General features: G+C 62.9%; 22 protein-coding genes. 10 read left to right on the forward strand and 12 right to left on the reverse strand.

Features of this window, described 5'->3' with window-relative positions:
* Positions 1-72: 72 nt before the first annotated feature.
* The 9 genes from prfB to F7R20_RS13510 form a co-directional block, all read right to left on the reverse strand.
* A protein-coding gene (gene prfB / locus F7R20_RS13470) for a peptide chain release factor 2 (RefSeq protein WP_095963568.1) occupies positions 73-1168 on the reverse strand; the annotation gives its coding sequence in 2 pieces (ribosomal slippage) (positions 73-1095 and positions 1097-1168; 1095 coding nt in all).
* Between the two features lie 157 nt (positions 1169-1325).
* Positions 1326-2327: a diguanylate cyclase domain-containing protein gene (locus F7R20_RS13475; RefSeq protein ID WP_003198149.1), complete on the reverse strand. Its 1002-nt coding sequence runs from the start codon at positions 2325-2327 to the stop codon at positions 1326-1328.
* 45 nt (positions 2328-2372) lie between these two features.
* Positions 2373-3383 (reverse strand): chemotaxis response regulator protein-glutamate methylesterase, encoded by a 1011-nt coding sequence (gene cheB, locus F7R20_RS13480; protein ID WP_003198147.1) that lies wholly within the window; start codon positions 3381-3383, stop codon positions 2373-2375.
* A complete protein-coding gene (locus F7R20_RS13485) occupies positions 3380-5644 on the reverse strand; it encodes a hybrid sensor histidine kinase/response regulator (protein ID WP_003198145.1) in 2265 nt (754 codons plus the stop codon). The genes cheB and F7R20_RS13485 overlap by 4 nt, the downstream gene beginning before the upstream one ends.
* The gene (locus F7R20_RS13490; protein ID WP_003198143.1) at positions 5641-6312 is read right to left on the reverse strand and encodes a chemotaxis protein CheW; all 672 of its coding nucleotides are present in this window, start codon (positions 6310-6312) and stop codon (positions 5641-5643) included. Before F7R20_RS13490 ends, F7R20_RS13485 begins: the two co-directional genes overlap by 4 nt.
* The gene (locus F7R20_RS13495; protein ID WP_003198140.1) at positions 6309-7574 is read right to left on the reverse strand and encodes a CheR family methyltransferase; all 1266 of its coding nucleotides are present in this window, start codon (positions 7572-7574) and stop codon (positions 6309-6311) included. Before F7R20_RS13495 ends, F7R20_RS13490 begins: the two co-directional genes overlap by 4 nt.
* Complete coding sequence (locus F7R20_RS13500; RefSeq protein ID WP_003198139.1) at positions 7571-8107, reverse strand: chemotaxis protein CheW; 537 nt, start codon at positions 8105-8107, stop codon at positions 7571-7573. The genes F7R20_RS13495 and F7R20_RS13500 overlap by 4 nt, the downstream gene beginning before the upstream one ends.
* Positions 8107-9729 carry a methyl-accepting chemotaxis protein gene (locus F7R20_RS13505; protein ID WP_003198136.1) on the reverse strand — a complete coding sequence of 541 codons (1623 nt, stop codon included), beginning with the start codon at positions 9727-9729 and terminating at the stop codon, positions 8107-8109. Before F7R20_RS13505 ends, F7R20_RS13500 begins: the two co-directional genes overlap by 1 nt.
* A gap of 235 nt (positions 9730-9964) precedes the next feature.
* Positions 9965-10675, reverse strand: coding sequence for a tellurite resistance TerB family protein (locus tag F7R20_RS13510; protein WP_003198134.1), 711 nt, complete (start codon positions 10673-10675; stop codon positions 9965-9967).
* Between the two features lie 182 nt (positions 10676-10857).
* Here F7R20_RS13510 and F7R20_RS13515 point away from each other — a divergent pair, with 182 nt between their 5' ends.
* From F7R20_RS13515 to F7R20_RS13560, 9 genes are all read left to right on the forward strand, one after another.
* Positions 10858-11772 carry a LysR family transcriptional regulator gene (locus F7R20_RS13515; RefSeq protein ID WP_003198132.1) on the forward strand — a complete coding sequence of 305 codons (915 nt, stop codon included), beginning with the start codon at positions 10858-10860 and terminating at the stop codon, positions 11770-11772.
* A 193-nt stretch (positions 11773-11965) separates the two neighbouring features.
* On the forward strand, positions 11966-13423 hold the full coding sequence (locus F7R20_RS13525; RefSeq protein WP_003198130.1) for a gamma-aminobutyraldehyde dehydrogenase: 1458 nt from the start codon (positions 11966-11968) through the stop codon (positions 13421-13423).
* A 90-nt stretch (positions 13424-13513) separates the two neighbouring features.
* Positions 13514-14665: a putative ABC transporter substrate-binding protein YdcS gene (gene ydcS / locus F7R20_RS13530; protein ID WP_003198128.1), complete on the forward strand. Its 1152-nt coding sequence runs from the start codon at positions 13514-13516 to the stop codon at positions 14663-14665.
* A 191-nt stretch (positions 14666-14856) separates the two neighbouring features.
* Entirely contained in the window at positions 14857-15894 is a 1038-nt protein-coding gene (locus F7R20_RS13535; protein WP_003198125.1) for an ABC transporter ATP-binding protein, read from the forward strand.
* Between the two features lies 1 nt (position 15895).
* Complete coding sequence (locus F7R20_RS13540) at positions 15896-16843, forward strand: ABC transporter permease (RefSeq protein ID WP_003198123.1); 948 nt, start codon at positions 15896-15898, stop codon at positions 16841-16843.
* Positions 16833-17651, forward strand: coding sequence for an ABC transporter permease (locus tag F7R20_RS13545; protein ID WP_003198122.1), 819 nt, complete (start codon positions 16833-16835; stop codon positions 17649-17651). The genes F7R20_RS13540 and F7R20_RS13545 overlap by 11 nt, the downstream gene beginning before the upstream one ends.
* Before the next feature lie 147 nt (positions 17652-17798).
* Positions 17799-19223, forward strand: a complete 1425-nt coding sequence (locus F7R20_RS13550; RefSeq protein WP_003198121.1) for a gamma-aminobutyraldehyde dehydrogenase — start codon at positions 17799-17801, stop codon at positions 19221-19223.
* Between the two features lie 146 nt (positions 19224-19369).
* Positions 19370-19633, forward strand: a complete 264-nt coding sequence (locus tag F7R20_RS13555) for a CopG family ribbon-helix-helix protein (protein ID WP_003198119.1) — start codon at positions 19370-19372, stop codon at positions 19631-19633.
* Positions 19596-19895, forward strand: coding sequence for a type II toxin-antitoxin system RelE/ParE family toxin (locus tag F7R20_RS13560; protein ID WP_003198117.1), 300 nt, complete (start codon positions 19596-19598; stop codon positions 19893-19895). The genes F7R20_RS13555 and F7R20_RS13560 overlap by 38 nt, the downstream gene beginning before the upstream one ends.
* Before the next feature lie 45 nt (positions 19896-19940).
* Here F7R20_RS13560 and F7R20_RS13565 read toward each other — a convergent pair whose 3' ends face one another.
* Complete coding sequence (locus F7R20_RS13565; RefSeq protein ID WP_003198116.1) at positions 19941-20126, reverse strand: hypothetical protein; 186 nt, start codon at positions 20124-20126, stop codon at positions 19941-19943.
* A gap of 361 nt (positions 20127-20487) precedes the next feature.
* On the opposite strand from F7R20_RS13565, the gene F7R20_RS13570 reads away from it, so the two are divergent.
* Positions 20488-22116, forward strand: a complete 1629-nt coding sequence (locus tag F7R20_RS13570) for a glucan biosynthesis protein D (protein WP_003198114.1) — start codon at positions 20488-20490, stop codon at positions 22114-22116.
* A 202-nt stretch (positions 22117-22318) separates the two neighbouring features.
* Here F7R20_RS13570 and F7R20_RS13575 read toward each other — a convergent pair whose 3' ends face one another.
* Together F7R20_RS13575 and recJ are read right to left on the reverse strand one after the other, a co-directional pair.
* Positions 22319-23425 carry an NADH:flavin oxidoreductase/NADH oxidase gene (locus tag F7R20_RS13575; RefSeq protein ID WP_003198112.1) on the reverse strand — a complete coding sequence of 369 codons (1107 nt, stop codon included), beginning with the start codon at positions 23423-23425 and terminating at the stop codon, positions 22319-22321.
* A gap of 247 nt (positions 23426-23672) precedes the next feature.
* Complete coding sequence (gene recJ, locus F7R20_RS13580) at positions 23673-25382, reverse strand: single-stranded-DNA-specific exonuclease RecJ (protein WP_003198111.1); 1710 nt, start codon at positions 25380-25382, stop codon at positions 23673-23675.
* Positions 25383-25443: the final 61 nt, after the last annotated feature.

Genomic DNA, 25443 nt, shown 5'->3' on the forward strand with positions numbered 1-25443 from the left:
CCCCGGGCCGGAGTTTGCGGGCGAGTCATGCTCCTTGATGGAAGCATGCCTGCCCGCCGCATGGGTGTCGCGTTACAGCCCTTGTTTGAGGCTGGCGATCAGGTATTCATCGATATCGCCATCGAGCACCTTGTCGCAATCGCTGCGTTCGATGCTGGTCCGCAGATCCTTGATCCGCGAGGCATCGAGCACGTACGAACGGATCTGGTGACCCCAGCCGATGTCCGACTTGGTGTCTTCCAGCGCCTGGGACGCCGCGTTGCGCTTCTGCACTTCCTGCTCGTACAGGCGAGCCCGGAGCATCTTCATCGCGGTGTCTTTGTTGGCGTGCTGGGAACGCTCGTTCTGGCAGCTGACCACGGTGTTGGTCGGTACGTGGGTAATCCGTACGGCCGAGTCGGTGGTGTTAACGTGCTGACCACCGGCCCCGGAGGAACGGTAGGTGTCGATGCGCAAGTCCGCCGGGTTGATCTCGATCTCGATGTTGTCATCGATTTCCGGCGAAACGAATACGGCCGAGAACGAGGTGTGGCGGCGGTTGCCGGAGTCGAACGGGCTCTTGCGCACCAGGCGGTGCACGCCGATCTCGGTCCGCAGCCAGCCAAAGGCGTATTCGCCCTTGATGTGCACGGTGGCGCCCTTGATCCCGGCGACTTCACCGGCCGACAGTTCCATGATGGTGGCGTCGAAACCGCGTTTATCAGCCCAGCGCAGGTACATTCGCAGCAGGATGTTGGCCCAGTCCTGGGCTTCGGTGCCGCCGGAGCCGGCCTGGATGTCCAGGTAGGCGTTGTTCATGTCCATCTCGCCGCTGAACATGCGACGGAATTCCAGCTTGGCGAGGTTCTCGTCGAGACGTGTCAGCTCGGCGACGACATCGCCGACCGCGCCCTCATCGTTCTCTTCGACAGCCATGTCCAGCAGGTCGCGGCAATCGGCCAGGCCGCTGGACAACTCGTCCAGGGTCTCGACGATCTGCGCCAGCGCAGAACGCTCGCGGCCCAGTTCCTGGGCGTACGAAGGGTTGTTCCAGACATTCGGATCTTCAAGCTCGCGATTGACTTCGGTCAGACGCTCATGCTTTTGATCGTAGTCAAAGATACCCCCGAATAGTTTCGGAGCGCTCGGACAGGTCCTTGATGGTGTTAAGGATCGGGTTGATTTCCATGGCGGGCAGCACTCGTTGGCGAACTTTTGAAAGCCGGCGAGTATAACGTAATCAAGCGCCAGCGGCAGCCCGCCTGGCGGCTTTAGGGGTAATGAGGTTCAGGGATTGATCTGCACAATCCCCCTCACCACAAAAAGCCTCTTCGCCAAGCAGGGATTTATTCAACCCCCACCCGATTACGCCCATTGTGCTTGGCCAGGTACAGCCCCTTGTCCGCCGCCGAGATCAATTGCCGGCAATCGCTACCCTGCTGGGGGATGAAGGTCGAGACGCCGATGCTGACGGTCAGGTTTTCGCCGCCGTCGGGCGTGGTGTGGGGGATTTTCAGGGCGACGACGCCCTGGCGCAGTTTCTCGGCCATCAGCCGGGCGCCGCCCGGCGAGGTGCCGGGCAGGACCAGGGCGAACTCCTCGCCGCCGTAACGGGCCGGCAAGTCGGATGGACGGCTGCACGCCTCGCGGATCGCCGTGGCGACCTTGCGCAGCGCTTCGTCACCTTCCAAATGGCCGAAGTTGTCGTTGTAGGCCTTGAAGTAGTCCACATCGATCATCAGCAGCGACAGCTGGCTCTGGTCGCGCATCGCCCTGCGCCATTCCAACTCCAGGTATTCGTCGAAGTGGCGACGATTGGACAACCCGGTCAGGCCGTCGGAGTTCATCAAGCGTTGCAGCACCAGGTTGGTGTCGAGCAGTTGCTGCTGGCTGACCCGCAGTGCCCGATAGGCCGCGTCGCGTTGCAAAAGCATCATGTAGGAACGCGAGTGATAGCGGATGCGCGCCACCAGCTCGATGTTGTCCGGCAACTTGACCAGGTAGTCGTTGGCCCCGGCGGCGAACGCCGCGCTCTTGACCAGCGGGTCCTCCTTGGTGGACAGGACAATGATCGGGATATCGCGGGTGGCCGGATGGTTACGGTACTCGCGCACCAGGCTCAGGCCATCCAGGCCGGGCATCACCAGGTCCTGGAGAATCACCGTCGGCTTGATGCGAACCGCATGGGCGATGGCCTGGTGAGGATCGGAGCAGAAATGGAAGTCGATGTTGTCTTCGTTCGATAGCCCGCGCCGCACCGCCTCGCCGATCATCGCCTGATCGTCGATGAGCAAGACCATGGCCGCGTTCTCATCGCGCTTGAAATCGTCTAGCTGCAGATCATTCATGGTGGCTTACCTGAGTACGCCCTGGGGCAACACTGGCGGGGTTCTTCATGGGGTAAAAATCTCCAACAGCCGAGGCGCGATAGCGTCCAGGGCGAGAATATGGGCGGCGGCGTCGATGGCGGCCGCCGCTTTGGGCATCCCGTACACCGCACTGCTGCGCTGGTCCTGGGCGATGGTCACATAGCCCTGTTCGCGCATGAGCTTAAGCCCTTGTGCACCGTCGCGACCCATGCCGGTGAGCAATACGCCCACCGCGTCACCGCTCCAGTACTGGGCGACACTTTCAAAAAACACGTCGATGGAGGGCCGGTAGATCTCGTTCACCGGCTCGGCGGTGTAGGCCAGGGTACCGTCCTTCAACAAACGCAGATGATGGTTGGTCCCGGCCAGCAACACCGTGCCGCTCTGCGGCGTCTCGCCGTGCCGGGCCAGGCGCACCGTGTGGCCCGAGACACTGCCCAGCCACTCGGCCATGCCCGCGGCAAACACCTCGTCCACATGCTGGACCAGCACGATGGCCGGGGCAAAGTTACGCGGCAGCGCCTTGAGCAGCACCTCCAGCGCCGCCGGACCGCCCGCCGACGACCCGATGGCCACCAGGCTCTTGCGCGACACTGCCGCACGCTGCGCCGTCGGCACCGGTCGTTCACGCTTGTTGCGCTCACCGATCAGCCAGCCGATGTTGGTGATCTTGCGCAGCAACGGCGCCGCCGCATCTGCCGGGTTACCGACGCCCAGGGCCGGGGTATCGACCACATCCAGCGCGCCATGGCCCATGGCCTCGAACACCCGGTGGACGTTCTGCTGGCTGTCACCGGTGACGATCACAACAGCGCAGGGACTGTCGGCCATGATCCTTCGGGTGGCCTCCACGCCATCCATGATCGGCATGAACAAGTCCATGAGGATCAGGTCCGGGGTGTATTCGGCGCAGCGCTGCACCGCCTCGGCCCCATTGGCCGCCACCCAGACCAGTTGATGCGCCGGCTCGAACGCCAGGGCGCGGCGCAGGGCTTCGACCGCCAGGGGCATGTCATTGACGATGGCGATCTTCAAGCGCGTGCCCCTCCGATCAATTCAACCACGGCGTCGAGCAAGGCGTCGTCGTGGAAACTCGCCTTGGCCAGATAATAGTCGGCGCCAGCGTCCAGGCCACGGCGGCGATCCTCTTCGCGGTCCTTGTAGGACACCACCATCACCGGCAGCGATTGCAGTCGGTTGTCACGCCGCAACAGCGACACCAGTTCAATACCGTCCATGCGCGGCATGTCGATGTCGGTGATCAGCAAGTCGAAATCCTCCGAGCGCAAGGCGTTCCAACCGTCCATGCCATCCACCGCCACCGCCACGTCGTAGCCGCGATTGAGCAACAACTTGCGCTGCAGCTCGCGCACAGTCAGGGAATCGTCCACCACCAGGATCCGCTTGCGCGGGGCCTGGGCCTGGTTCTGCCGGGCGATGCGCTCCAGGCGTCCGGTATCGAGCAACTTGTCCACCGAACGCAACAGGTCTTCGACATCGACAATCAACACCACTGAGCCATCGTCGAGCAACGCCCCGGCGGAAATGTCCTGGACCTTGCCCAGGCGTTCGTCCAGGGGCAGGACCACCAGGGTCCGCTCGCCAACGAAGCGCTCCACCGCCACGCCGTAGATCGTTTCGCGCTCGCGGATCACCACGACCTTGAGGGTCTGGCTGCTGCCTTGCGTCGCCGGGCGATTGAGCAATTGGCTGGCGGCGACCAGCCCGATATGCCGGCCCTCGTGCCAGAAATGCTGGCGGCCTTCGACCTGGACGATGTCCTCCGGCGCCAGGTCGCACATGCGTCCGATGTGGGCCAGGGGAAAGGCGTACGCTTCATCGCCGACTTCCACCACCAGGCTGCGCACCACCGACAGCGTCAGCGGCACCTCAAGATGGAAACGACTGCCCTCGCCCGCCGTCTGCTCCAGCACCACCGCGCCGCGCAACTGCCGGACCATGTGCTGGACCGCGTCCAGGCCGACGCCGCGCCCGGACACTTCGGTGACTTTGTCGCGCAGGCTGAAACCGGGCAGGAACAGGAAGGTCAGCAGTTCCTCCTCGCTGAGGCTGGCGGCGGTTTGCTCAGGGGAAAGGCCACGCTCGACGATGCTGCGGCGTACCCGATCCAGGTCCACCCCGGCGCCGTCGTCCGCCAGCTCCAGCACCAACAGGCCAGCCTGATGGGAAGCCCGCAGGCGGATCAGGCCTTCGGCGGGCTTGCCGGCCAGTATTCGTTGCTCCGGGGATTCGATGCCATGGTCCACGGCATTGCGCAGCAAATGCGTCAGCGGCGCTTCGAGCTTTTCCAGCACATCGCGGTCGACCTGGGTCTTCTCGCCTTCAATCTCCAGGCGCACCTGTTTGCCCAGGCTGCGGCCCAGGTCACGGACCATGCGTGCCTGACCCGAAAGCACATCGGCGAACGGGCGCATGCGACAGGCCAGCGCCGTGTCATACAGCACCTGCGCCCGCTGACTGGCCTGCCAGGCGAATTCATCCAGCTCGGCGGTTTTCTGCGCCAGCAATTGCTGGGTTTCGGCGAGCAAACGGCGAGCATCGCCAAGGGCTTCCTGGGCTTGCAGGCTCAGGGCATGGTCCTTGAGGTGCACGTTCAGCTCTTCAAGGGCGCGCAAACCGCTGCTTTGCTGGCGCTTGAGCCGCTGCATCGTCGCCAGCCAGGGCTTGAGGCGCTGGGTCTCCACCAGGGACTTGCTCGACAGATCGAGCAAGCTGTTGAGGCGTTCGGCCGTGACCCGCAAGACCCGCTCGCCGCCTTCGGTGACCCGTTTGCGCTTGGGGGCCGGCTCCGTTGCCGGGAGCGGTTCCACTTCCGGCAGCTCGATGCGTAGCGGCTCGACCGGTGTCTCGACGCTTGGTAAGACCACTGCCGGGGCCTGTGGCGCGTTGGGATCAAGCAGACGCCCCATCAACGCCACATAGGCGTCGATGTCCGGGGCGCCGACGCTGTTGCCCGGGGTGGCGATGCGCGTCAGCAGGTCAGTACCTTGCAGCAAGGCATCGATGTGTTCAGCGCCCAGCACCAGGCGCCGCTCCTGGGCGCTGACCAGGCAATCTTCCATCACATGGGCCACGCTAACCCCGGCGTCCACCCCGACTATGCGTGCCGCACCCTTGAGGGAATGCGCCGCGCGCATGCACGACTCCAGGTAATCGGCCTGGGTCGGATCGCGCTCCAGGGCCAGCAGGCCGGCACTCAACACCTGGACCTGGGCTTCGGCTTCCAGGCTGAACAGCTCCAGCAACGAGGCGTCGCGCATCTGATCAGGGGTCATGACAGGCTCCGAGCCACGGCGGACAGCAGTTGTTCTTCATCCAGCCAGCGCAGGCTGCGGCCCTTGAAGGGCAGCACACCACGGGTGTACTTGCCCGTCGATTGCGAAGCGCTCGCCAGGATGCGCTCATCGATGGCGTGGATGCCGTCCACCTCATCCACCGGCACCACCACCGGCCCGCCCTTGGCCGCGACAATCAACATGCGCGGCATCACCCGTGCGCCGGAAACCACCGCCGCGCCGGGCTCCAGGTCCAACAGCTCCACCAGCGACAGGCAGGCCACCAGCGCCCCGCGTACATTCGCCACGCCCAACAAGGCCCGCGAGCGCTGGTGGGGCAAGGAATGGATCGGCTGCAACGGCGCCACTTCCACCAGGCTGCGCGTCGTCAGGCCCAGCCATTCCTCGCCGAGGCGGAACATCAGCAGCGAGCGCGTGACCACATCGGTGTCCGCGGGGGCAAGGGACAGATCCCGCTGATCCTGCGGCAAGGCATAACGGTCGAGCAGCCGGGTGGCGGCCGCCGAATACACCGAGCAATTGCGGCAATGGATATGCTCGACCAGCAAAGGACAGGATTTGTCGCCATGCACCCCGATGCGATTCCAGCAGTCGTCGATAGCCTGGGCATCGTCATGGGTGACGGTATAAGAAGCCGAACCGCTCATCGTTTGTGCTCACTGTCTGCCGCGCGCCCGCTACGGGCGGCGCGTTCCTGCAATCGACGGGCTCCGGCCGCGTCTCCCTGGGAAGCCAGCAGCGCCGCCAGATGCACCAGGGCCTCGGCGTGTTGCGGTTCAAGATAAAGCGCCTTGCGATAAAAACCCTGGGCTTCAAGCGCGCTGCCAGCCATGTCGCTGAGCAGGCCCAACCAATAGAACACCTGGGCGTTTGGCGCGTGGCTGCGCAAGTAGGCTTCGCAAGCCACGCGGGCCTCGGCGCTTTTACCACCGTTGGCCAGGGCAGCGATATTGGCCAGCAAGGTCGCGGCGTCGCTGCTTTTGGGCTCGACAATCGGCGTCACGCTCGCCGCAAACGGTCGCGGCCGAATCACCGGCGCAACGACACGGGGCGGAGGCTGACGAACCGGCAGCGGGGTCGGCATCAAGGCCGGTAACGGTTGCGGCTCGGGTGCCCCCTGGCGGCTGAAGGCGAACGATTGGGCGACCCCGATCGAGCGCATGCCCAGTCGGCCGAGCAAGCTGCCCTCGGCGGGGCCGATAAACAGCACACCGTCCTGATGGGTCAGGCGCTTGAGCACCTCGAACACCTGCTGCTGGGTCGGCTGGTCGAAATAGATCAACAGGTTGCGACAGAACACAAAGTCGTAAGGTGCCTCGTTCGCCAACAAAGCCGGATCCAGCAGGTTGCCCACTTGCAAACGCACCTGTTCGCGCACCCGCTCGCTGAGGCGGTAGCCCTCGTCTTCGGCGTCGAAGTAACGCTCGCGAAAACCCAGCTCCGCGCCACGGAAGGAATTCCTGCCGTAACGCGCTTCCTTGGCCCGCGCCACCGACAGCGGGCTGACGTCCAGGCCGTCCACCTTGAACTGATGTGGCCCCAGGCCTGCGTCGAGCAAGGCCATGGCAATCGAATAAGGTTCTTCGCCGGTGGAACACGGCAAGCTGAGGATACGCAGCGCGCGCAGGTGCTTGATCTCGGCCAGGCGCTTGACGGCCAGCCTGGCGAGGGTCGCGAAGGATTCGGGGTAGCGGAAGAACCAGGTCTCCGGGACGATCACCGCTTCGATCAGCGCTTGCTGCTCCTGGGCCGAATGCTGCAGGCCTTGCCAGTACTCATCGGCGGTTCGCCCGGGCACGGCAATGATGCGTTGGCGCACGGCCCGCTCAATGATCGCGGTGCCGACGGAGGTCACATCCAGGCCGATGCGCTCCTTGAGAAAATCGAAAAAACGCTGGTCGTTGTTCATGGTGTTGCCTCGAGGTCGTCGAGGTTCAGCGGCGGCGCAGGAAACAGCAGCGCCCGAACGGATTCATCGAGCAGGTCATTGACCCGCACCCATTGCAGCAACCCGTGGGCATCTTCGCGCACCGGGCCGAGGTACGGCGCCTGCCGGTTGTCCAGACCATAGGGTTTGAAATCGGCCGGGTCACAGCGCACGGTGTCGGTCGCCTGTTCCAGGATCAGGCCCAGCACCTGTCCCGTTTGTTGCGCGTCGCCCTGATAGCGCACCAGCACCAGTCGCGTACTGGTCCGGGCCTGTGCGCTCTGGCCAAAGGTCAAGGCGCACAGGTCGATCACCGGCACCACCGTGCCACGCCAGGCAAACACCCCCGCCACCCAGGACGGCGCCCGGGCAATCGGCTTGAGGGGCAGGCGCGGCAGCACTTCCACCACATCGATGGCCTGCAGGGCGTAACGTTCGTTGCCGATGCAGAACACCAGGAACAACGACTGGCGGGCCGTCGGTGCGGCGCCACGCCGGGTCTCGAGTTCGCCCATCAGACTTTGAAACGCGAGACGCCGCTGCGCAGCCCTACGGCTACCTGGCTCAGCTCGTCGATGGCGGAACTGGCCTGGCGCAGGGAATCCACGGTCTGGCTGCTGGCATCGCCCAGTTGCACCAAGGCGTGGTTGATCTGCTCGGCACCGGTGGCCTGGGCCTGCATGCCTTCGTTGACCATCAACACCCGCGGCGCCAGGGCCTGGACCTGATGGATGATCTGCGACAGTTGCTCACCCACCTGTTGCACTTCGGCCATGCCTCGACGCACTTCTTCGGAAAACTTGTCCATGCCCATCACCCCGGCCGATACCGCGGACTGGATCTCGCGCACCATCTGCTCGATGTCATAGGTCGCTACGGCGGTCTGGTCAGCCAAGCGTCGTACTTCAGTGGCGACAACGGCGAAACCACGACCGTACTCGCCGGCCTTTTCGGCCTCGATGGCCGCGTTGAGGGACAACAGGTTGGTCTGGTCGGCCACTTTGACGATGGTCACCACCACCTGGTTGATGTTGCCGGCCTTCTCGTTGAGGATCGCCAGCTTGGCGTTCACCAGGTCGGCGGCGCCCATCACCGAATGCATGGTTTCCTCCATGCGCGCCAGGCCTTGCTGACCGGAGCCGGCGGCCACCGAAGCCTGATCGGCGGCGGTGGACACTTCGGTCATGGTGCGCACCAGGTCTCGGGAGGTGGCGGCGATTTCCCGGGACGTCGCGCCGATCTCGGTGGTGGTGGCGGCGGTTTCGGTGGCCGTGGCCTGTTGCTGGCGCGAGGTGGCGGCGATCTCGGTCACCGAGGTGGTGACCTGCACGGAGGAGCGTTGGGCCTGGGACACCAGTGAGGTCAGCTCGGCCATCATGTCGTTGAAGCCGGTTTCCACTGCACCGAATTCGTCTTTGCGCGCCAGGTTCAGGCGCCCGCTCAGGTCGCCGCTGCGCATGATCTCGAGGATCTCGACGATGCGGTTCATCGGTCCCATGATCGCCCGCATCAACAGCAGGCCACAGAGTACGGCGACGATCAACGCGACCAGGAACGACAGGCCCATGGCGACCTTGGCCGCCGTTACCGCATCGCCGATGGTCTGGGTGGCGTTTTCCGCCAGCTCACGATTGCGCTCGATGATGTGATTCAAATGCCCGCGGCCGCCGATCCATTCTGGCGTCAGCTCTTTGTCCAAAGCCTGCCGCGCCCCTTCGTAGTCCTTGCGCTGGTACAAGTCCAGGACCTTTGCCATAGCCTGGTTGAACGCCAGGTGATTGGCCTCGAACTCGTCGAAAGAGGCTTGGTCGGCGGGGTTCTGGATCAGTTTTTGATAGTTCTGCATCTCTTCGCGCAGGTGCTGCTCGAAGCCCTGGTAGCGGGCCTTATCCTCAGCGGTGATTTCCCGGTTGCCCGAAAGGCCGACGATTTGTTGGGTCAAGACGTAGCTGTCAACCCAGCCACCGCGAATCATGGAGCTGTAATACACCCCTGGCACCGCATCGACCCGGACGTTTTCTTCACTGTCCTCGATCTTCAACAACCGTGAATACGAGACAACCACCATCAACAGCATGATGGCGATGATCACCGCAAAACTCGCCAGGATGCGTTGGCGCAATGTCCAATTCTTCACGGTAAAACCTCGGGCATTTGAAATGCTGGGGAGTATAGCCGAGGGCGGCACCGGGCCTGTATGGCGGTGTGAGGGGATTTTTGACGAAGGCGAGGCTCGTAGTTTTCTCAAGATGAGCAATGCCCCCGTGGGAGCGAGCTTGCTCGCGATAGCGGCGTGTCAGACCACGCGGCTGTGACTGACCGAACCCCATCGCGAGCAAGCTCGCTCCCACAGGGAATGAGGTGGGACTGATCTATACAGTCGCCTGGCGCACCTGTTTCTCCAACTCCACCTTCAGCCCCGGCTCCAGCTTGAGTTGGCGCGCCAGTTCATCGAGGTAGGACTTCTCCATGAAGTTTTCCTCGTCCACCAGCATCACGCTGGCGATGTACATTTCCGCCGCCATTTCCGGGGTGCTGGCAGCGCGGGCGACGTCGGTGGGGTCCAGGGGCTTGTTGAGTTCGGCGTGCAGCCAGTGTTGCAGTTCCTGGTCGTTGTCGAGCTTGGTGAATTCGCCTTCGATCAACTGCCGCTCGCGCTCGTCCACATGGCCGTCGGCCTTGGCCGCCGCCACCAGCGCCTTGAGGATCGCCTGGCTGTGCTGCTCGACCTGCGCCGGGGGCACGCGGTCGAGGGTCTGCGGTTCGGTTTTCGGCGCGGTGCCTTGCTGGGCCTGCCAATTGCCGTAGGCCTTGTAGGCGATCACGCCCAAGGCCGCGAGACCACCATAGGCCAGGGCCTTGCCACCGAAGCTGCGGGCTTTCTTGTTGCCCAGCAACAGGCCCATGGCCCCGGCGGCCAGAGCGCCGCCGCCCGCACCGGAAAGCATCCCGCCAAGGTTGCCGGAGCCGCCGAGCAAACCGCCCAGACCGCCGGAGGACTTGCCTTGGGACCCGCCAGCCTTGTTCTGCAACATTTCCTGGCCGGACTTGAGAAGCTGATCGAGCAATCCACGGGTGTTCATTTGTTGTCTCCACATTTCGGGTCAACGTAAGGCCACCAGCCTAGATCGAAAGTGCCCCGGCGCCGTTGGCGAGATTGCTTCCAGATGTTGCCTGGCTCATTCCAAGACACACTCCCCTTCCATTCAAAAAAAACGATATACACTCCAGTACATCGATAAAACCGCCCACCGGATATTCGACCATGATGACCCTGCGCCAGATCCGCCATTTCATCGCCGTGGCCGAAACCGGCTCCATCTCTGCCGCTGCGCAAACGGCGTTCATTTCCCAGTCGACCTTGACCCTGGCCATCCAGCAACTGGAGCAGGAAATCGGCGTCAGCCTGTTCAACCGCCACGCCAAGGGCATGACCCTGACCCATCAGGGTCATCAATTCCTGCGCCAGGCCCATTTGATCCTGGCCACCGTCGACAACGCCAAGCGCAGCCTGCAACAGAGCACCGACCAGGTCGCCGGCCAGGTCACCATCGGCGTCACCAGCCTGGTCGCCGGCTATTACCTGGCGGACCTGCTGACCCGTTTCCAGCGCGCCTATCCCAACGTGGAGATCCGGGTGATGGAGGACGAGCGGCCGTATATCGAGCATTTGCTGGTCAGCGGCGAAATCGACGTCGGGGTGTTGATCCTGTCCAACCTGGAAGACCGCCACGCCTTGCAGACCGAAGTGCTGACGCATTCACCACACCGTTTGTGGCTGCCAGCGCAGCACCCGCTGCTGGAACACGACAGCATCAACCTGGCCGACGTGGCCCGCGAGCCGCTGATCCAGCTGAACGTCGATGAAATGGACCGCAACGCCCAGCGCCTGTGGCGCGGTGCCGGTCTGCAACCCAGGGTCACCCTGCGCACCGCCTCGACCGAAGCGGTGCGCAGCCTGGTGGCGGCAGGCTTGGGGGTGTCGATCCAGCCGGACATGACCTACCGCCCTTGGTCGCTGGAAGGCGACATCATCGAAGCGCGACCGATTGCCGACCTCAACCAGACCCTCGACGTCGGCCTGGCCTGGCGCCGGGGCACGGCGCGACCGGCGTCGGTCGACCCGTTCCTGGCCGTCGCCCGGGAACAACCCCATGGCGGACGAAAGCCATCTATTTAATCGAATACAGCCTTGAGTATTTCGAATTTGTCGGCCTCGGATCTGAGCACTAATCTGACTGCACGCCTCTTTCCTGTGGGAGCGAGCTTGCTCGCGATAGCGGTGGGTCAGGCAACATAGATTCGACTGACAAACCGCTATCGCGAGCAAGCTCGCTCCCACAGGTTCTTTGTTTCAACTGAGACCTATAAAAATGGCTGGTACGCAAACCCCGTTGTGCACCGCGTTGCTGATCGACGGGGAACTGGTTCCCGGTGAAGGCATTGTCGAGCCGATCCTCAACCCGGCCACTGGCGAAGTGGTGGCTCACATCGCCGAGGCCAGTACCGAGCAGGTCGAAGCCGCGATCCTCGCCGCCCACCAGGCCTTCGACGGCTGGTCGCGCACCACGCCGCAACAACGCTCTAACCTGCTGCTGGACATCGCCAGCGCCATCGAAAAGAACGCCGATGAGCTGGCCCGCCTCGAATCCCTGAACTGCGGCAAGCCGCTGCACCTGGCGCGCCAGGACGACCTCAGTGCGACGGTGGATGTATTCCGTTTCTTCGCTGGCGCCGTGCGCTGCCAGACCGGCCAGCTCAGTGGCGAATACCTGCCCGGCTACACCAGCATGGTGCGCCGCGACCCGATTGGCGTGGTGGCGTCCATTGCACCGTGGAATTACCCGATCATGATGGCCGCGTGGAAAATCGCCCCGGCCCTGGCTGCCGGTAATACGCTGGTGTTCAAGCCGTCGGAACACACACCGCTGTCGATCCTGGCCCTGGCGCCGACACTGGCCCAGATCCTGCCACGGGGCGTGATCAACATCCTCTGCGGGGGCGGCGAAGGTGTGGGCAGCCATCTGGTCAGCCATCCCAAAGTGCGCATGGTCTCGTTGACCGGCGATATCGTCACCGGGCAGAAGATCCTCCAGGCAGCGGCGAAAACCCTCAAGCGCACGCACCTGGAACTGGGCGGCAAGGCGCCGGTGATCGTGTGCAACGACGCCGACATCCAGGCCGTGGTCGAAGGCGTGCGCACCTATGGTTATTACAACGCCGGGCAGGATTGCACGGCGGCGTGTCGGATCTACGCCCAAGGCGCGATTCACGACCGCCTGGTGGCCGAACTCGGCGCGGCGGTCAGCAGCCTGCGCTTTGCCGGCAAGCGCGACGCCGACAATGAGATCGGCCCGCTGATCAGCACCCGCCAGCGCGACCGGGTCGCCAGTTTTGTCGAGCGCGCCCTCGGCCAGCCACACATCGAACGCATTACCGGCGCGGCGGTGCATTCCGGCGCCGGTTTCTACTACCAACCCACGCTGCTGGCCGGCTGCAAGCAAAGCGATGAAATCGTCCAGCGCGAAGTGTTCGGCCCGGTCGTCACCGTGACCCGCTTCGACGAACTCAGCCAGGCGGTGGACTGGGCCAACGATTCCGAATACGGCCTGGCTTCTTCGGTATGGACCCAGAACCTCGACAAGGCCATGCAAGTGGCGGCGCGGCTGCAATACGGCTGCACCTGGATCAACAGCCATTTCATGCTGGTCAGCGAAATGCCCCACGGCGGCCTGAAACGTTCGGGCTACGGCAAAGACCTATCCAGCGATTCGCTCCAGGACTACAGCGTGGTGCGCCACATCATGGCCCGCCACGGCCAGCATCTGTAGATAACAGCACTACTCTAATAACAGGCCATCCATGGCGCTTCACCCTGTTCGAACACTGCCCCGACCATAATTAAAGCAAGAGGGATTTCCATGTACGCGCACAAGACCGTATTGCTCAGTGCAATCACCACGGCGCTGCTGACCAGCGTCAGCCTCCAGGCCGCCGAACCGCTCAAGGCCGTTGGCGCCGGTGAGGGCCAACTGGATATCGTCGCCTGGCCGGGTTACATCGAACGCGGCGAAAGCGACAAGGCCTACGATTGGGTCACCGGTTTCGAGAAGGAAACCGGTTGCAAGGTCAATGTGAAAACTGCCGCTACGTCCGACGAAATGGTCAGCCTGATGACCAAGGGCGGCTACGACCTGGTCACCGCCTCGGGCGACGCCTCGTTGCGGCTGATTGCCGGCAAGCGCGTGCAGCCGATCAACACCGCGCTGATCCCCAACTGGAAAAACCTCGACCCGCGCCTCAAGGATGCACCGTGGTACGTGGTCAACCAGCAGACCTACGGCACCCCGTACCAGTGGGGCCCGAACGTGCTGATGTACAACACCGACGTGTTCAAGCAGGCGCCCGCCAGTTGGAGCGTGCTGTTCAGCGCCCAGAACCTGCCCGACGGCAAGCCGAACAAAGGCCGCGTGCAAGCCTACGATGGCCCGATCTACATCGCCGACGCGGCGCTCTACCTCAAGACCGCCAAGCCTGAGCTGGGCATCAAGGACCCATACCAACTCGACGAAGCCCAGTACAAGGCCGTGTTGGAATTGCTGCGGGCCCAGCAGCCGCTGATCCACCGCTACTGGCACGACACCACCGTGCAGATGAGCGATTTCAAGAACGAAGGCGTGGTGGCCTCTGGCGCCTGGCCATATCAGGTCAACGGCCTGATGAACGAGAAGCAACCGATCGCCTCGACCATTCCGAAAGAAGGCGCCACCGGGTGGGCCGACACCACGATGTTGCACGCCGAGGCCAAGCACCCCAACTGCGCGTACAAGTGGATGGACTGGTCGCTGCAACCGAAAGTCCAGGGTGACGTGGCGGCGTGGTTCGGCTCGTTGCCGGCGGTGCCCGCGGCGTGCAAGGGCAGCGAACTGCTGGGCGCCGAAGGCTGCAAGACCAACGGTTTCGATCAGTTCGACAAGATCGCCTTCTGGAAAACCCCACAGGCCGAGGGCGGCAAGTTCGTGCCGTACAGCCGCTGGACCCAGGACTACATTGCGATCATGGGCGGGCGCTAAGCCCAATCAGTCGGTGTAGTTCACTGTGTGGGAGCAAGGCTTGCCTGCGATGAAGATGATGCGGTCTCCCGGGGAACCGAGGCGCCTGTATCGCGAGCAAGCTTTGCTCCCATAGCGTTGCTCTCACAGGTCTGGTGCACGGCAACCCACCCACGATCCAATAGAAGTCGCACTTTTTGGAGCCCCGCACCATGACGCTTGCAGTCCAATTCACCCAGGTATCCCGTCAGTTCGGCGATGTGAAGGCCGTTGACCGGGTTTGCATCGACATCCAGGACGGCGAGTTCTTTTCCATGCTGGGCCCGTCCGGTTCGGGCAAGACCACCTGCCTGCGACTGATCGCCGGGTTCGAACAACCCAGTGCCGGCTCGATCCGCATCCACGGCGAAGAGGCCACCGGGCTTGCGCCGTACCAACGGGACGTCAACACGGTGTTCCAGGATTACGCCCTCTTCCCCCATATGAACGTGCGCGACAACGTGGCCTACGGTCTGAAAGTCAAAGGCGTCGCCAAGGCCGAGCGCATCCAGCGCGCTGACGAAGCGCTGGAGATGGTTGCCCTGGGCGGCTACGGCGAACGCAAGCCGGTGCAGCTCTCCGGCGGCCAGCGCCAACGCGTGGCCTTGGCCCGCGCGCTGGTCAATCGCCCGCGGGTGTTGCTGCTCGATGAACCCTTGGGCGCCCTCGACCTGAAGCTGCGTGAGCAAATGCAGGGCGAATTGAAGAAGCTGCAACGCCAGTTGGGCATCACCTTCATTTTCGTCACCCACGACCAGACCGAAGCGCTGTCGATGTCCGACCGCGTGGCGGTGTTCAACAAGGGCCGCATCGAACAAGTCGATACCCCACGCAACCTGTACATGAAACCGGCGACCACCTTCGTCGCCGAATTCGTCGGCACCTCCAACGTGATCCGTGGCGAGCTGGCCCGGGAACTGAGCGGTTATCCACAACCGTTCTCGATTCGCCCGGAACACGTGCGTTTCGCCGAAGGTCCGTTGGCCAGTGGTGAGATCGAAGTCCACGGCCTGCTGCACGACATTCAGTACCAGGGCAGCGCCACACGCTACGAGTTGAAACTTGCCAACGGCCAGACCCTGAACCTCAGCCAGGCCAACACCCAGTGGCTCGACAACACAGCCCAGCACCAGACCGGCCAGCACCTGAGCGTACGCTGGGCGCGGGAGGCGATGGTCGCGCTGCACGACACTGTCAGTGGCGAGGTGTGAGATGAACACCCTGGCCATCGCTCAAACGCCCACACCCGGTTCACCGTTGCGACGATTTTCCAACCTGCTGTACCGGCGCCCCAACCTGTACCTGTCGATGTTGCTGGTGCCACCGCTGATCTGGTTCGGCGCGATCTACCTGGGCTCGCTGCTGACCTTGCTGTGGCAGGGTTTCTACACCTTCGACGACTTCACCATGGCGGTCACGCCGGACCTGACCCTGGCGAATTTCGCGGCGCTGTTCCAACCGTCGAACTTCGACATCATTTTGCGCACCCTGGGCATGGCGATAGCGGTGTCCATCGCCAGCGCCATCGTCGCGTTCCCGATTGCCTACTACATGGCGCGCTACACCAGTGGCAAGACCAAGGCGTTTTTCTACATCGCGGTGATGCTGCCGATGTGGGCCAGCTATATCGTCAAGGCCTATGCCTGGACGCTGCTGCTGGCCAAGGGTGGCGTGGCGCAGTGGTTCGTCCAGCACCTGGGCCTGGGGCCGGTGTTGCAGTTCGTGCTGGGAATCCCGGGCGTGGGTGGCAGCACCTTGTCCACCTCACACCTGGGGCGTTTTCTGGTATTCGTCTACATCTGGCTGCCGTTCATGATCCTGCCGATCCAGGCGTCCCTGGAGCGCCTGCCGCCATCGTTGCTGCAAGCCTCGGCAGACCTGGGCGCCAGGCCACACCAGACGTTCATGCAGGTGATCCTGCCGCTGTCGATCCCCGGCATCGCCGCCGGCTCGATCTTCACCTTCTCGCTGACCCTGGGGGATTTCATCGTGCCGCAACTGGTGGGCCCGCCGGGCTACTTCGTCGGCAGCATGGTCTACGCCCAGCAAGGCGCCATCGGCAACATGCCCATGGCCGCGGCGTTCACCCTGGTGCCCATCGTGCTGATCGCCATCTACCTGTCTATCGTCAAGCGCCTGGGGGCTTTCGATGCACTCTGACTCTCAAGACCGGGCCTCGTGGGGCTTGCGGATCGCGGCGTGGGGCGGGCTGGTGTTCCTGCATTTCCCGATCCTGATCATCTTCCTCTACGCCTTCAATACCGAGGACGCCGCGTTCAGCTTCCCGCCCAAGGGCCTGACCCTGAAGTGGTTCAGCGTCGCCTTCGCGCGCCCGGATGTGCTGGAGGCGATCAAGCTGTCGTTGCAGGTCGCAGCCATCGCCACGCTGATCGCCATGGTGCTTGGCACGCTGGCCTCGGCGGCGCTGTACCGGCGCGATTTCTTCGGCAAGCAAGGCATTTCGCTGATGCTGATCCTGCCGATTGCCTTGCCGGGCATCATCACCGGCATTGCGCTGCTGGCGACCTTCAAGACCCTGGGCATCGAGCCCGGCATGTTCACCATCATCGTCGGCCATGCCACTTTTTGCGTGGTGATCGTCTACAACAACGTCATCGCCCGCCTGCGCCGTACCTCCCACAGCCTGATCGAGGCTTCGATGGACCTGGGGGCCGACGGTTGGCAGACCTTTCGCTACATCATCTTGCCCAACCTCGGCTCGGCGTTGCTGGCCGGCGGAATGCTGGCGTTTGCGCTGTCATTCGACGAGATCATCGTCACCACCTTCACCGCCGGCCACGAACGCACGCTGCCGCTGTGGCTGCTCAACCAACTCAGCCGCCCTCGCGATGTACCAGTGACCAACGTGGTGGCAATGCTGGTGATGATGGTCACGATGTTGCCGATATTGGGCGCGTATTACCTGACCCGAGGCGGAGAGAGCGTGGCCGGTAGCGGCGGGAAGTAGAAGGGCTTTTTGTGGGAGCGAGCTTGCTCGCGATGACTGACAAATATTCAACACAGATGTCGACTGTAAGACCGTTATCGCGAGCAAGCTCGCTCCCACAGGGATCGGTTCCAGCAGACACAAGACTGCTTCGATGAGGACAATGCTATGCAAACCAAACTGCTGATCAACGGCCACCTGGTGAACGGCGAAGGCCCTGGCCAAGCGGTGTTCAACCCGGCGCTGGGCCGGGTGCTGGTGGAAATCAATGAAGCCAGCGAGGCCCAGGTCGATGCCGCCGTGCGCGCCGCCGACACCGCCTTCGAGTCTTGGTCGCAAGTGCCGCCCAAGGACCGTTCGCTGTTGCTGCTCAAGCTGGCCGATGCCATCGAAGCCCACGGCGAGGAACTGGCGAAGCTGGAGTCGGACAACTGCGGCAAACCCTTGAGCGCCGCACTGAATGACGAGATCCCGGCGATTGCTGACGTGTTCCGTTTCTTTGCCGGCGCCAGCCGCTGCATGAGTGGTTCGGCGGGCGGTGAATACCTGCCGGGGCATACCTCGATGATCCGCCGCGACCCGGTGGGCGTCATCGCCTCCATCGCGCCGTGGAACTACCCGTTGATGATGGTCGCCTGGAAAATCGCCCCGGCCCTGGCCGCCGGTAATACCGTGGTGCTCAAGCCATCGGAGCAGACTCCGCTGACCGCGCTGCGCCTGGCAGAACTGGCGTCGGAAATTTTCCCAGCTGGCGTGCTCAACGTGATATTCGGTCGTGGGCAAACCGTCGGCAACCCGCTGGTCACCCACCCGAAAGTGCGCATGGTGTCGCTGACCGGCTCCATCGCCACCGGCTCGAACATCATTTCCAGCACGTCCGACAGCGTCAAGCGCATGCACATGGAGCTGGGCGGCAAGGCCCCGGTGATCATTTTCGACGACGCCGACATTGACGCGGCCGTGGAAGGCATCCGTACCTTCGGTTTCTACAACGCCGGCCAGGACTGCACCGCAGCCTGCCGCATCTATGCCCAGCAAGGCATCTACGACCAGTTCGTCGAGAAGCTCGGCGCCGCGGTGGGCAGTATCAAGTACGGCCCGCAAACCGCGCCAGACACCGAGATGGGCCCACTGATCACCGCCCAGCACCGCGACCGCGTGGCCGGTTTTGTCGAACGGGCCATTGCCCAGCCGCATATTCGCCTGATCACCGGCGGCAAGGCCGTGGACGGCAACGGGTTCTTCTTCGAGCCGACGGTGTTGGCCGACGCCCAGCAGGATGACGAAATCGTCCGTCGGGAAGTCTTCGGGCCTGTGGTGTCCGTCACGCCGTTCCTCGACGAGGCACAAGTGCTGGCGTGGGCCAACGATTCGGACTACGGCCTGGCCTCATCGGTATGGACCGCCGACATCGGCCGAGCCCATCGTCTGTCGGCACGCCTGCAATATGGCTGCACCTGGGTGAATACCCACTTCATGCTCGTCAGCGAAATGCCCCATGGCGGTCAGAAACGTTCCGGCTATGGCAAGGACATGTCCATGTATGGACTGGAGGATTACACGGTAGTGCGGCATGTGATGTTCAAGCATTGACGACAAGACAACCTTGGCAACACATGCCTGCGCTTGCCCTGCGTTCGTCCTGCTAAGGTTTTCGTCGATCGGTGCACGCTCGCCGGTTGACGGAAATCCTGGCAGCACCTAGGGTGTCTACAACGTATACACCCTGGAGATCAGCCATGGCCTCGCCCGTTTTGTCCTTTCGTGTGGAAGAAGGTCTGGCCCAACAGCTGGACTTGCTGGCTGCCGCCACCGACCGCGACCGTCAGTATCACCTCAAGCGTGCATTGGTCCGATATGTGGAGGCCGAATCCTGGCATCTGCAAGCCATCAGCGAAGGCATAGCCGATGCCGACGCTGGAAACCTGACCGATCTGGACGCCGTGAAGGCTAAGTGGGCAAAACGTGCCGAGCATCGTACTGACCGACAAAGCACAGAGTGACCTCGACTCGATCCACGAACATTACCAAAGCGCCATCGGTGCAGAAGGCGCCGATGATGTCATCAGCGCCATCCTGGAGACACTGCGCCAACTGCAACGCTTTCCCGGCTCGGGGCGTCCGTCAGTCGCTCCTGATATTCGAGAGCTGGTACTGACGCGCTACCCATTCGTAGCCCCCTACCGGCTCAAGCATGGACAACTGCAGGTCCTGCGGATACTGCACCAGCGCACCGAACGCCTCCAGGACTGGTCGGTGGAGTGATGTAGGCCGGTGCTCCCCGCCCCGACCGCTCACCTGCGCCACGCTTCAAAACCGCGAAACACTGCGCATCGCATCCACCAGATAGCGCATGGCGATGCGGTCGTTTTCCGACAACTCCCGATAGCGCTCTACCAGTCTCAATTCTTCCAGGCTGAGCCGGCGTGTCCTGCGCGGGTTGGTCAGGCCTGGAAAGATCCCCAGCATTTCGGTAATGCCCTGTATTTTTGTCATGAGTTGTCCTTCTTTACGTCGAGGTTGACCTGATAGCGCCGTCTGAATCCGGGCCAGATCGCCTATCACGCTAAAGAATAGGGAGGATTCAAAGCGTGAAAAGGGAGTTTTAGAGTAATTAGTCAAAAAAAGTCGGAATCGACATAAAAAAAGAAATAACTGTAAGAAAATTTGACCAAGCCACGCTTTCCTTTCTCTCAAAGCCCTTATTTCCCCTATGATTTTGCCCCTCGGTGAACCGATCCAGCTCTCAGGCATCTGTTTTAACGTTCGTCGCGTTTGGCCAATGGCATGTCCGAACTCCCTTATCAGTCTCTGTTGCCAGGATCGGCTCGGGACTGTTTCGAGAAAGGTTGTATTTATGCACCGCAGGAATCTGCTCAAGGCCTCCATGGCCTTCGCCGCCTACACTGGGCTATCGGCCTCCGGACTCATGGCCGCACGCGCCTGGGCCGCCGATCAGACCGCCGACGGCGAAGCCCGTCCTTTCGACTTCAACGGTTTGAAAGATCAAGCCCGGCGGCTGGCCGAGAGCCGCTATGTCGACACCAAGCAAGTCCTGCCAGAAACCTTGGCCCAGATGTCGCCGTTGCAGTTCAACGCCATCCAGTACGACGTCAACCACTCGCTGTGGAATGACCTCGACGGGCGGCAACTGGACGCGCAGTTCTTCCATGTCGGCATGGGCTTCAAGCAGCCGGTGCGCATGTACAGCCTCGATCCGAAGACGCGTATGGCCCGTGAGGTGCACTTCCGCCCGGAACTGTTCAACTATCAGAAAACCACGGTCAACACCGCGCAATTGAAGGGTGACCTGGGTTTCGCCGGCTTCCGCGTCTTCAAGGCGCCGGAGCTGGACCGGCACGACATCGTTTCGTTTCTGGGGGCCAGCTACTTCCGCGCCGTGGATGCCAGCGGCCAGTACGGGCTATCGGCCCGCGGCCTGGCCATCGACACCTATGCGAAGAAGCGTGAGGAGTTCCCGGACTTCACCAAGTTCTGGTTCGAAACCCCGGAAAAGAACAGCACCCGGTTCGTGGTCTATGCCCTGCTCGACTCCCCCAGCGCCACCGGTGCCTATCGGTTTGACATCGATTGCCAGCCGACCCGGGTGGTGATGGAGATCGACGCGCACATCAATGCCCGTACCGCAATCGAGCAGCTGGGTATCGCGCCCATGACCAGTATGTTCAGCTGTGGCACCGTCGAACGGCGCATGTGCGACACCATTCACCCGCAAATCCACGATTCCGACCGGCTGGCCATGTGGCGCGGCAATGGCGAATGGGTGTGCCGTCCGTTGAACAACCCCGCCACCCTGCAATTCAACGCCTTCGCCGACAAGGACCCGAAAGGTTTCGGCCTGGTACAGACCGACCACGACTTTGCCAGCTACCAGGACACCGTGGACTGGTACAGCAAGCGCCCAAGCCTGTGGGTCGAACCGACGACGGCCTGGGGCGAAGGCTCGGTCGACCTGCTGGAGATTCCTACCACCGGCGAAACCCTGGACAACATTGTCGCGTTCTGGACGCCGAAAAAACCGGTGGCCGCCGGCGACTCGCTGAACTATGGCTACAAGCTCTACTGGAGCGCGCTGCCGCCAGTCAGCACGGACCTGGCCCACGTCGACGCCACCCGCTCAGGCATGGGCGGTTTCATCGAAGGCTGGGCCCCGGGCGAGCATTACCCGACCGTCTGGGCCCGTCGTTTTGCCGTGGACTTCAGCGGCGGCGGCCTCGACCAACTGCCGCCGGGCACCGGCATCGAACCGGTGGTGACCTGTTCCCACGGTGAAGTGAAAGACTTCAACGTGCTGGTGATGGATGCAATCAAGGGCTACCGCATCACCTTCGACTGGTACCCGACCGACGACAGTGTGGAGCCGGTGCAGATGCGCCTGTTCATTCGCACCAAGGACCGCACCTTGAGCGAGACCTGGTTGTACCAGTACTTCCCGCCAGCGCCGGATAAGCGCAAATATCCCTGAGCCCTGCTGCGTCAGGGATGACGCCTTCGCGAGCAGGCTCGCTCCCACATTGAGCCTTGTTGTGAACGCTATCCACGCCACACAACAGATCCACTGTGGGAGCGAGCCTGCTCGCGATGAGGCCGGTACAAGCACCAATTTTTTTCAAACAAACAAAAAGCCCCGGCCAATGACGACCGGGGCTTTTTGTTTTACCAAGCACTCAATCGCGCAAATCCGACTCATGAATCGGCTGGTCCCGATGCGTTGCCCGCTGGTACTGCGCCGGCCACGTGGCCTTGCGGCCGCCCAGGTCATCATCGGCATGCAGGGCCCAGTACGGATCGCGCAACAATTCGCGCGCCAGGAAGATGATATCGGCCTGGCAGGTGCGCAGGATGTGTTCGGCCTGGGCCGGTTCGGTGATCATGCCGACGGTGCCGGTGGCGATTTCCGACTCCTTGCGCACCCGCTCGGCAAAGCGTGTCTGGTAACCCGGGCCGGTGGGAATTTCCGCATTGGCCGCCGTGCCACCTGATGACACGTCGATCAAATCCACCCCCAGGGCCCTGAATCGCCGCGCCAGCTCCACGGTTTCGTCCGGGTTCCACCCGTCCTCGACCCAATCGGTGGCGGAAACGCGAACGAACACCGGCAGTTCTTCAGGCCATACGGCCCGCACCGCTTCGGTGACTTGCAGCACCAGGCGGATGCGATTCTCGAACGAGCCGCCGTATTGATCGCGGCGCTGATTGCTCAACGGCGAGAGGAATTGATGCAGCAGATAACCATGGGCAGCGTGAACCTCGACCACTTTGAAGCCGGCCGTGAGGGCGCGCTTGGCCGAATCCACGAAGGCCTGGATCACATCGGCGATCTGCCCTTCGTCCAACTGCACCGGCGGGGTGTGTTGCGGGTCGAAGGCAATCGGCGACGGGCCGACCGGAACCCAGCCGCCGTCCGCCGGTTTTACGCTGCCATGCTTGCCCAGCCAGGGTCGCCAGGTGCTGGCCTTGCGTCCGGCATGGGCCAGTTGTATGCCCGGCACGGCCCCTTGGGCGGTGATGAACCGGGTGATGCGTTGCAAGGGTTCGATCTGTTCATCATTCCACAGCCCCAGGTCCTGGGCGGTGATGCGACCGTCGGCGGTGACGGCGGTGGCTTCGGTGAACACCAGGCCGGCACCGCCCACGGCACGGCTGCCCAAGTGCACCAGGTGCCAATCGTTGGCCAGGCCATCGGTGCTCGAATACTGGCACATCGGCGATACCGCGATGCGATTGGGCAGGGTCAATTGGCGAAGGGTATAGGGTTCCAGCAGCAGACTCATGGGGCACCTCTCGAATCAGTGGGCAGGCTCCAGGGTTCTGTTTGAAAAGTCGACGAGTGACAAAAGGTGCAACACCCGCCCCCGCGGGCAAAAAATTCGACAAGACGTCACAAGGGCTATCAAGCAGTGCTTAGAGCCTAGTCGACAACCCGCAAGGACGGAGGGTTCAGAACTTAAAAACCGACGGTGTGGCGCACTGCAGTTCACTTAAGGCGACCCTCGCCACAAAGGCCGATCGGCGTATCGGCTACCGCGGCTCGATATGGGCAATCATCAACTGCACCGTTTCCTGGCCGCGGAACTCGTTGAGGTCGAGCTTGTAGGCCAGTTCCACCCAGCGCACGGTAGGGTTGGGCCAGATCTCGCGGTCGATGCCAAAGGCGATGCCATCGAGCTTCACCGAGCCGCACTCGCTCTTGAGGATGACCTTCAGGTGCCGTTCGCCCACCACGCGCTGTTCGACCAACTGGAACAGGCCGTGGAACATCGGCTCAGGAAAATGCTGGCCCCAGGGGCCGGCGTGGCGCAGTGCCCGGGCCAGCTCCAGGTGGAACTCCTCCACCGCCAGGGTGCCATCCGACAACAGCCGGCCGGTCAGGTCTTCTTCGCGCAACTGCCGGCGCACTTCCGCATCGAACGCTTCGGCGAACAACGGAAAATTAGCCTCCGGCAGCGTCAGCCCCGCCGCCATGGCGTGACCACCGTACTTGCTGATCAGGGTGGGATGCTGCGCCGCCACCACGCTCAGCGCATCGCGAATGTGAAAGCCCGGCACCGAGCGACCCGAGCCCTTGAGCAAACCGTCCCCGGCATCGGCAAAAGCAATGGTCGGACGGAAATAGCGCTCTTTCATTCGCGAGGCGAGAATGCCGATGACTCCCTGGTGCCACTGCGGATCGAACAGGCACAAACCGAATGGCATCGACTCCACCGGCAGGTCCTTGAGCTGGGCCAGGGCTTCGCGCTGCATGCCCTGCTCGATGGACTTGCGGTCCTGGTTCATGCCGTCCAGTTGCGCCGCCATCTCCCGCGCCAGGGCCGGATCGTTGGTGAGCAGGCATTCGATGCCCAGGCTCATGTCGTCCAGGCGCCCTGCCGCATTCAGACGCGGCCCGAGGATAAAACCAAGGTCGGTGGAGGTAATCCGTGACGCATCGCGCTTGGCCACTTCCAGAATAGCCTTGATGCCGGGCCGGGCACGTCCGGCGCGAATCCGTTCCAGGCCCTGGTGCACCAGGATCCGGTTATTCGCGTCCAGGGGCACCACGTCGGCCACGCTGCCCAGGGCCACCAGGTCGAGCAATTCGCCGATGTTCGGCTGAGGTGTGCTGGCATACCACCCCAGGCTGCGCAGACGCGCCCGCAGGGCCATCAGCACATAAAAAATGACGCCGACACCGGCCAAGGCCTTGCTCGGAAACTCGCAGCCCGGCTGGTTCGGATTGACAATGGCATCGGCTGCCGGCAGCTCGAGGCCGGGCAAGTGGTGGTCGGTGACCAGCACCTGAAGTCCCGCCGCTTTCGCCGCCGCCACGCCTTCCACGCTGGAAATACCGTTATCCACAGTGATCAGCAACTGCGGTTCGCGAGCCAGGGCGACTTCGACGATTTCCGGGGTCAGCCCGTAGCCATATTCGAAGCGATTGGGCACCAGGTAATCGACATGGGCCGCACCGAGCAGGCGCAGCCCGAGCATGCCCACGGTGCTGGCGGTCGCGCCATCGGCATCGAAGTCGCCCACGATCAGGATGCGCTGGCGTTGCTCCAGCGCCGTCACCAGCAGATCCACCGCGGCGTCGATCCCCTTGAGCTGCTGGAAGGGAATCAAGCGCGCCAGACTCTTGTCCAGTTCAGCCTCGGACTGCACGCCACGCGCTGCGTACAGGCGGGTCAACAGGGGCGGCAGGTCACCGAGGAATGGCAGGGTGTCGGGCAGTTGGCGGGGTTCTATGCGCATGGGGTGACAAAGTTTTCTCTGGAAATCGTGAAGATTGTGGCAAGGAGAGCTCGCTCCCACA

Origin of the sequence: Pseudomonas brassicacearum subsp. brassicacearum, from assembly GCF_008801605.1 — a bacterium.
Classification (GTDB): Bacteria; Pseudomonadota; Gammaproteobacteria; order Pseudomonadales; family Pseudomonadaceae; genus Aquipseudomonas; species Aquipseudomonas brassicacearum.

Coding starts and splice junctions, on each gene's coding strand:
- F7R20_RS13545 (WP_003198122.1), top strand. CDS start 16,833: ATGCACTCTGACTCTCAAGACCGGGCCTCGTGGGGCTTGCGGATCGCG.
- F7R20_RS13555 (WP_003198119.1), top strand. CDS start 19,370: ATGGCCTCGCCCGTTTTGTCCTTTCGTGTGGAAGAAGGTCTGGCCCAA.
- F7R20_RS13535 (WP_003198125.1), top strand. CDS start 14,857: ATGACGCTTGCAGTCCAATTCACCCAGGTATCCCGTCAGTTCGGCGAT.
- ydcS (WP_003198128.1), top strand. CDS start 13,514: ATGTACGCGCACAAGACCGTATTGCTCAGTGCAATCACCACGGCGCTG.
- recJ (WP_003198111.1), bottom strand. CDS start 25,382: ATGCGCATAGAACCCCGCCAACTGCCCGACACCCTGCCATTCCTCGGT.
- F7R20_RS13540 (WP_003198123.1), top strand. CDS start 15,896: ATGAACACCCTGGCCATCGCTCAAACGCCCACACCCGGTTCACCGTTG.
- F7R20_RS13510 (WP_003198134.1), bottom strand. CDS start 10,675: ATGAACACCCGTGGATTGCTCGATCAGCTTCTCAAGTCCGGCCAGGAA.
- F7R20_RS13475 (WP_003198149.1), bottom strand. CDS start 2,327: ATGAATGATCTGCAGCTAGACGATTTCAAGCGCGATGAGAACGCGGCC.
- F7R20_RS13575 (WP_003198112.1), bottom strand. CDS start 23,425: ATGAGTCTGCTGCTGGAACCCTATACCCTTCGCCAATTGACCCTGCCC.
- F7R20_RS13490 (WP_003198143.1), bottom strand. CDS start 6,312: ATGAGCGGTTCGGCTTCTTATACCGTCACCCATGACGATGCCCAGGCT.
- F7R20_RS13565 (WP_003198116.1), bottom strand. CDS start 20,126: ATGACAAAAATACAGGGCATTACCGAAATGCTGGGGATCTTTCCAGGC.
- F7R20_RS13525 (WP_003198130.1), top strand. CDS start 11,966: ATGGCTGGTACGCAAACCCCGTTGTGCACCGCGTTGCTGATCGACGGG.
- F7R20_RS13570 (WP_003198114.1), top strand. CDS start 20,488: ATGCACCGCAGGAATCTGCTCAAGGCCTCCATGGCCTTCGCCGCCTAC.
- F7R20_RS13495 (WP_003198140.1), bottom strand. CDS start 7,574: ATGAACAACGACCAGCGTTTTTTCGATTTTCTCAAGGAGCGCATCGGC.
- F7R20_RS13550 (WP_003198121.1), top strand. CDS start 17,799: ATGCAAACCAAACTGCTGATCAACGGCCACCTGGTGAACGGCGAAGGC.
- F7R20_RS13485 (WP_003198145.1), bottom strand. CDS start 5,644: ATGACCCCTGATCAGATGCGCGACGCCTCGTTGCTGGAGCTGTTCAGC.
- F7R20_RS13515 (WP_003198132.1), top strand. CDS start 10,858: ATGATGACCCTGCGCCAGATCCGCCATTTCATCGCCGTGGCCGAAACC.
- F7R20_RS13500 (WP_003198139.1), bottom strand. CDS start 8,107: ATGGGCGAACTCGAGACCCGGCGTGGCGCCGCACCGACGGCCCGCCAG.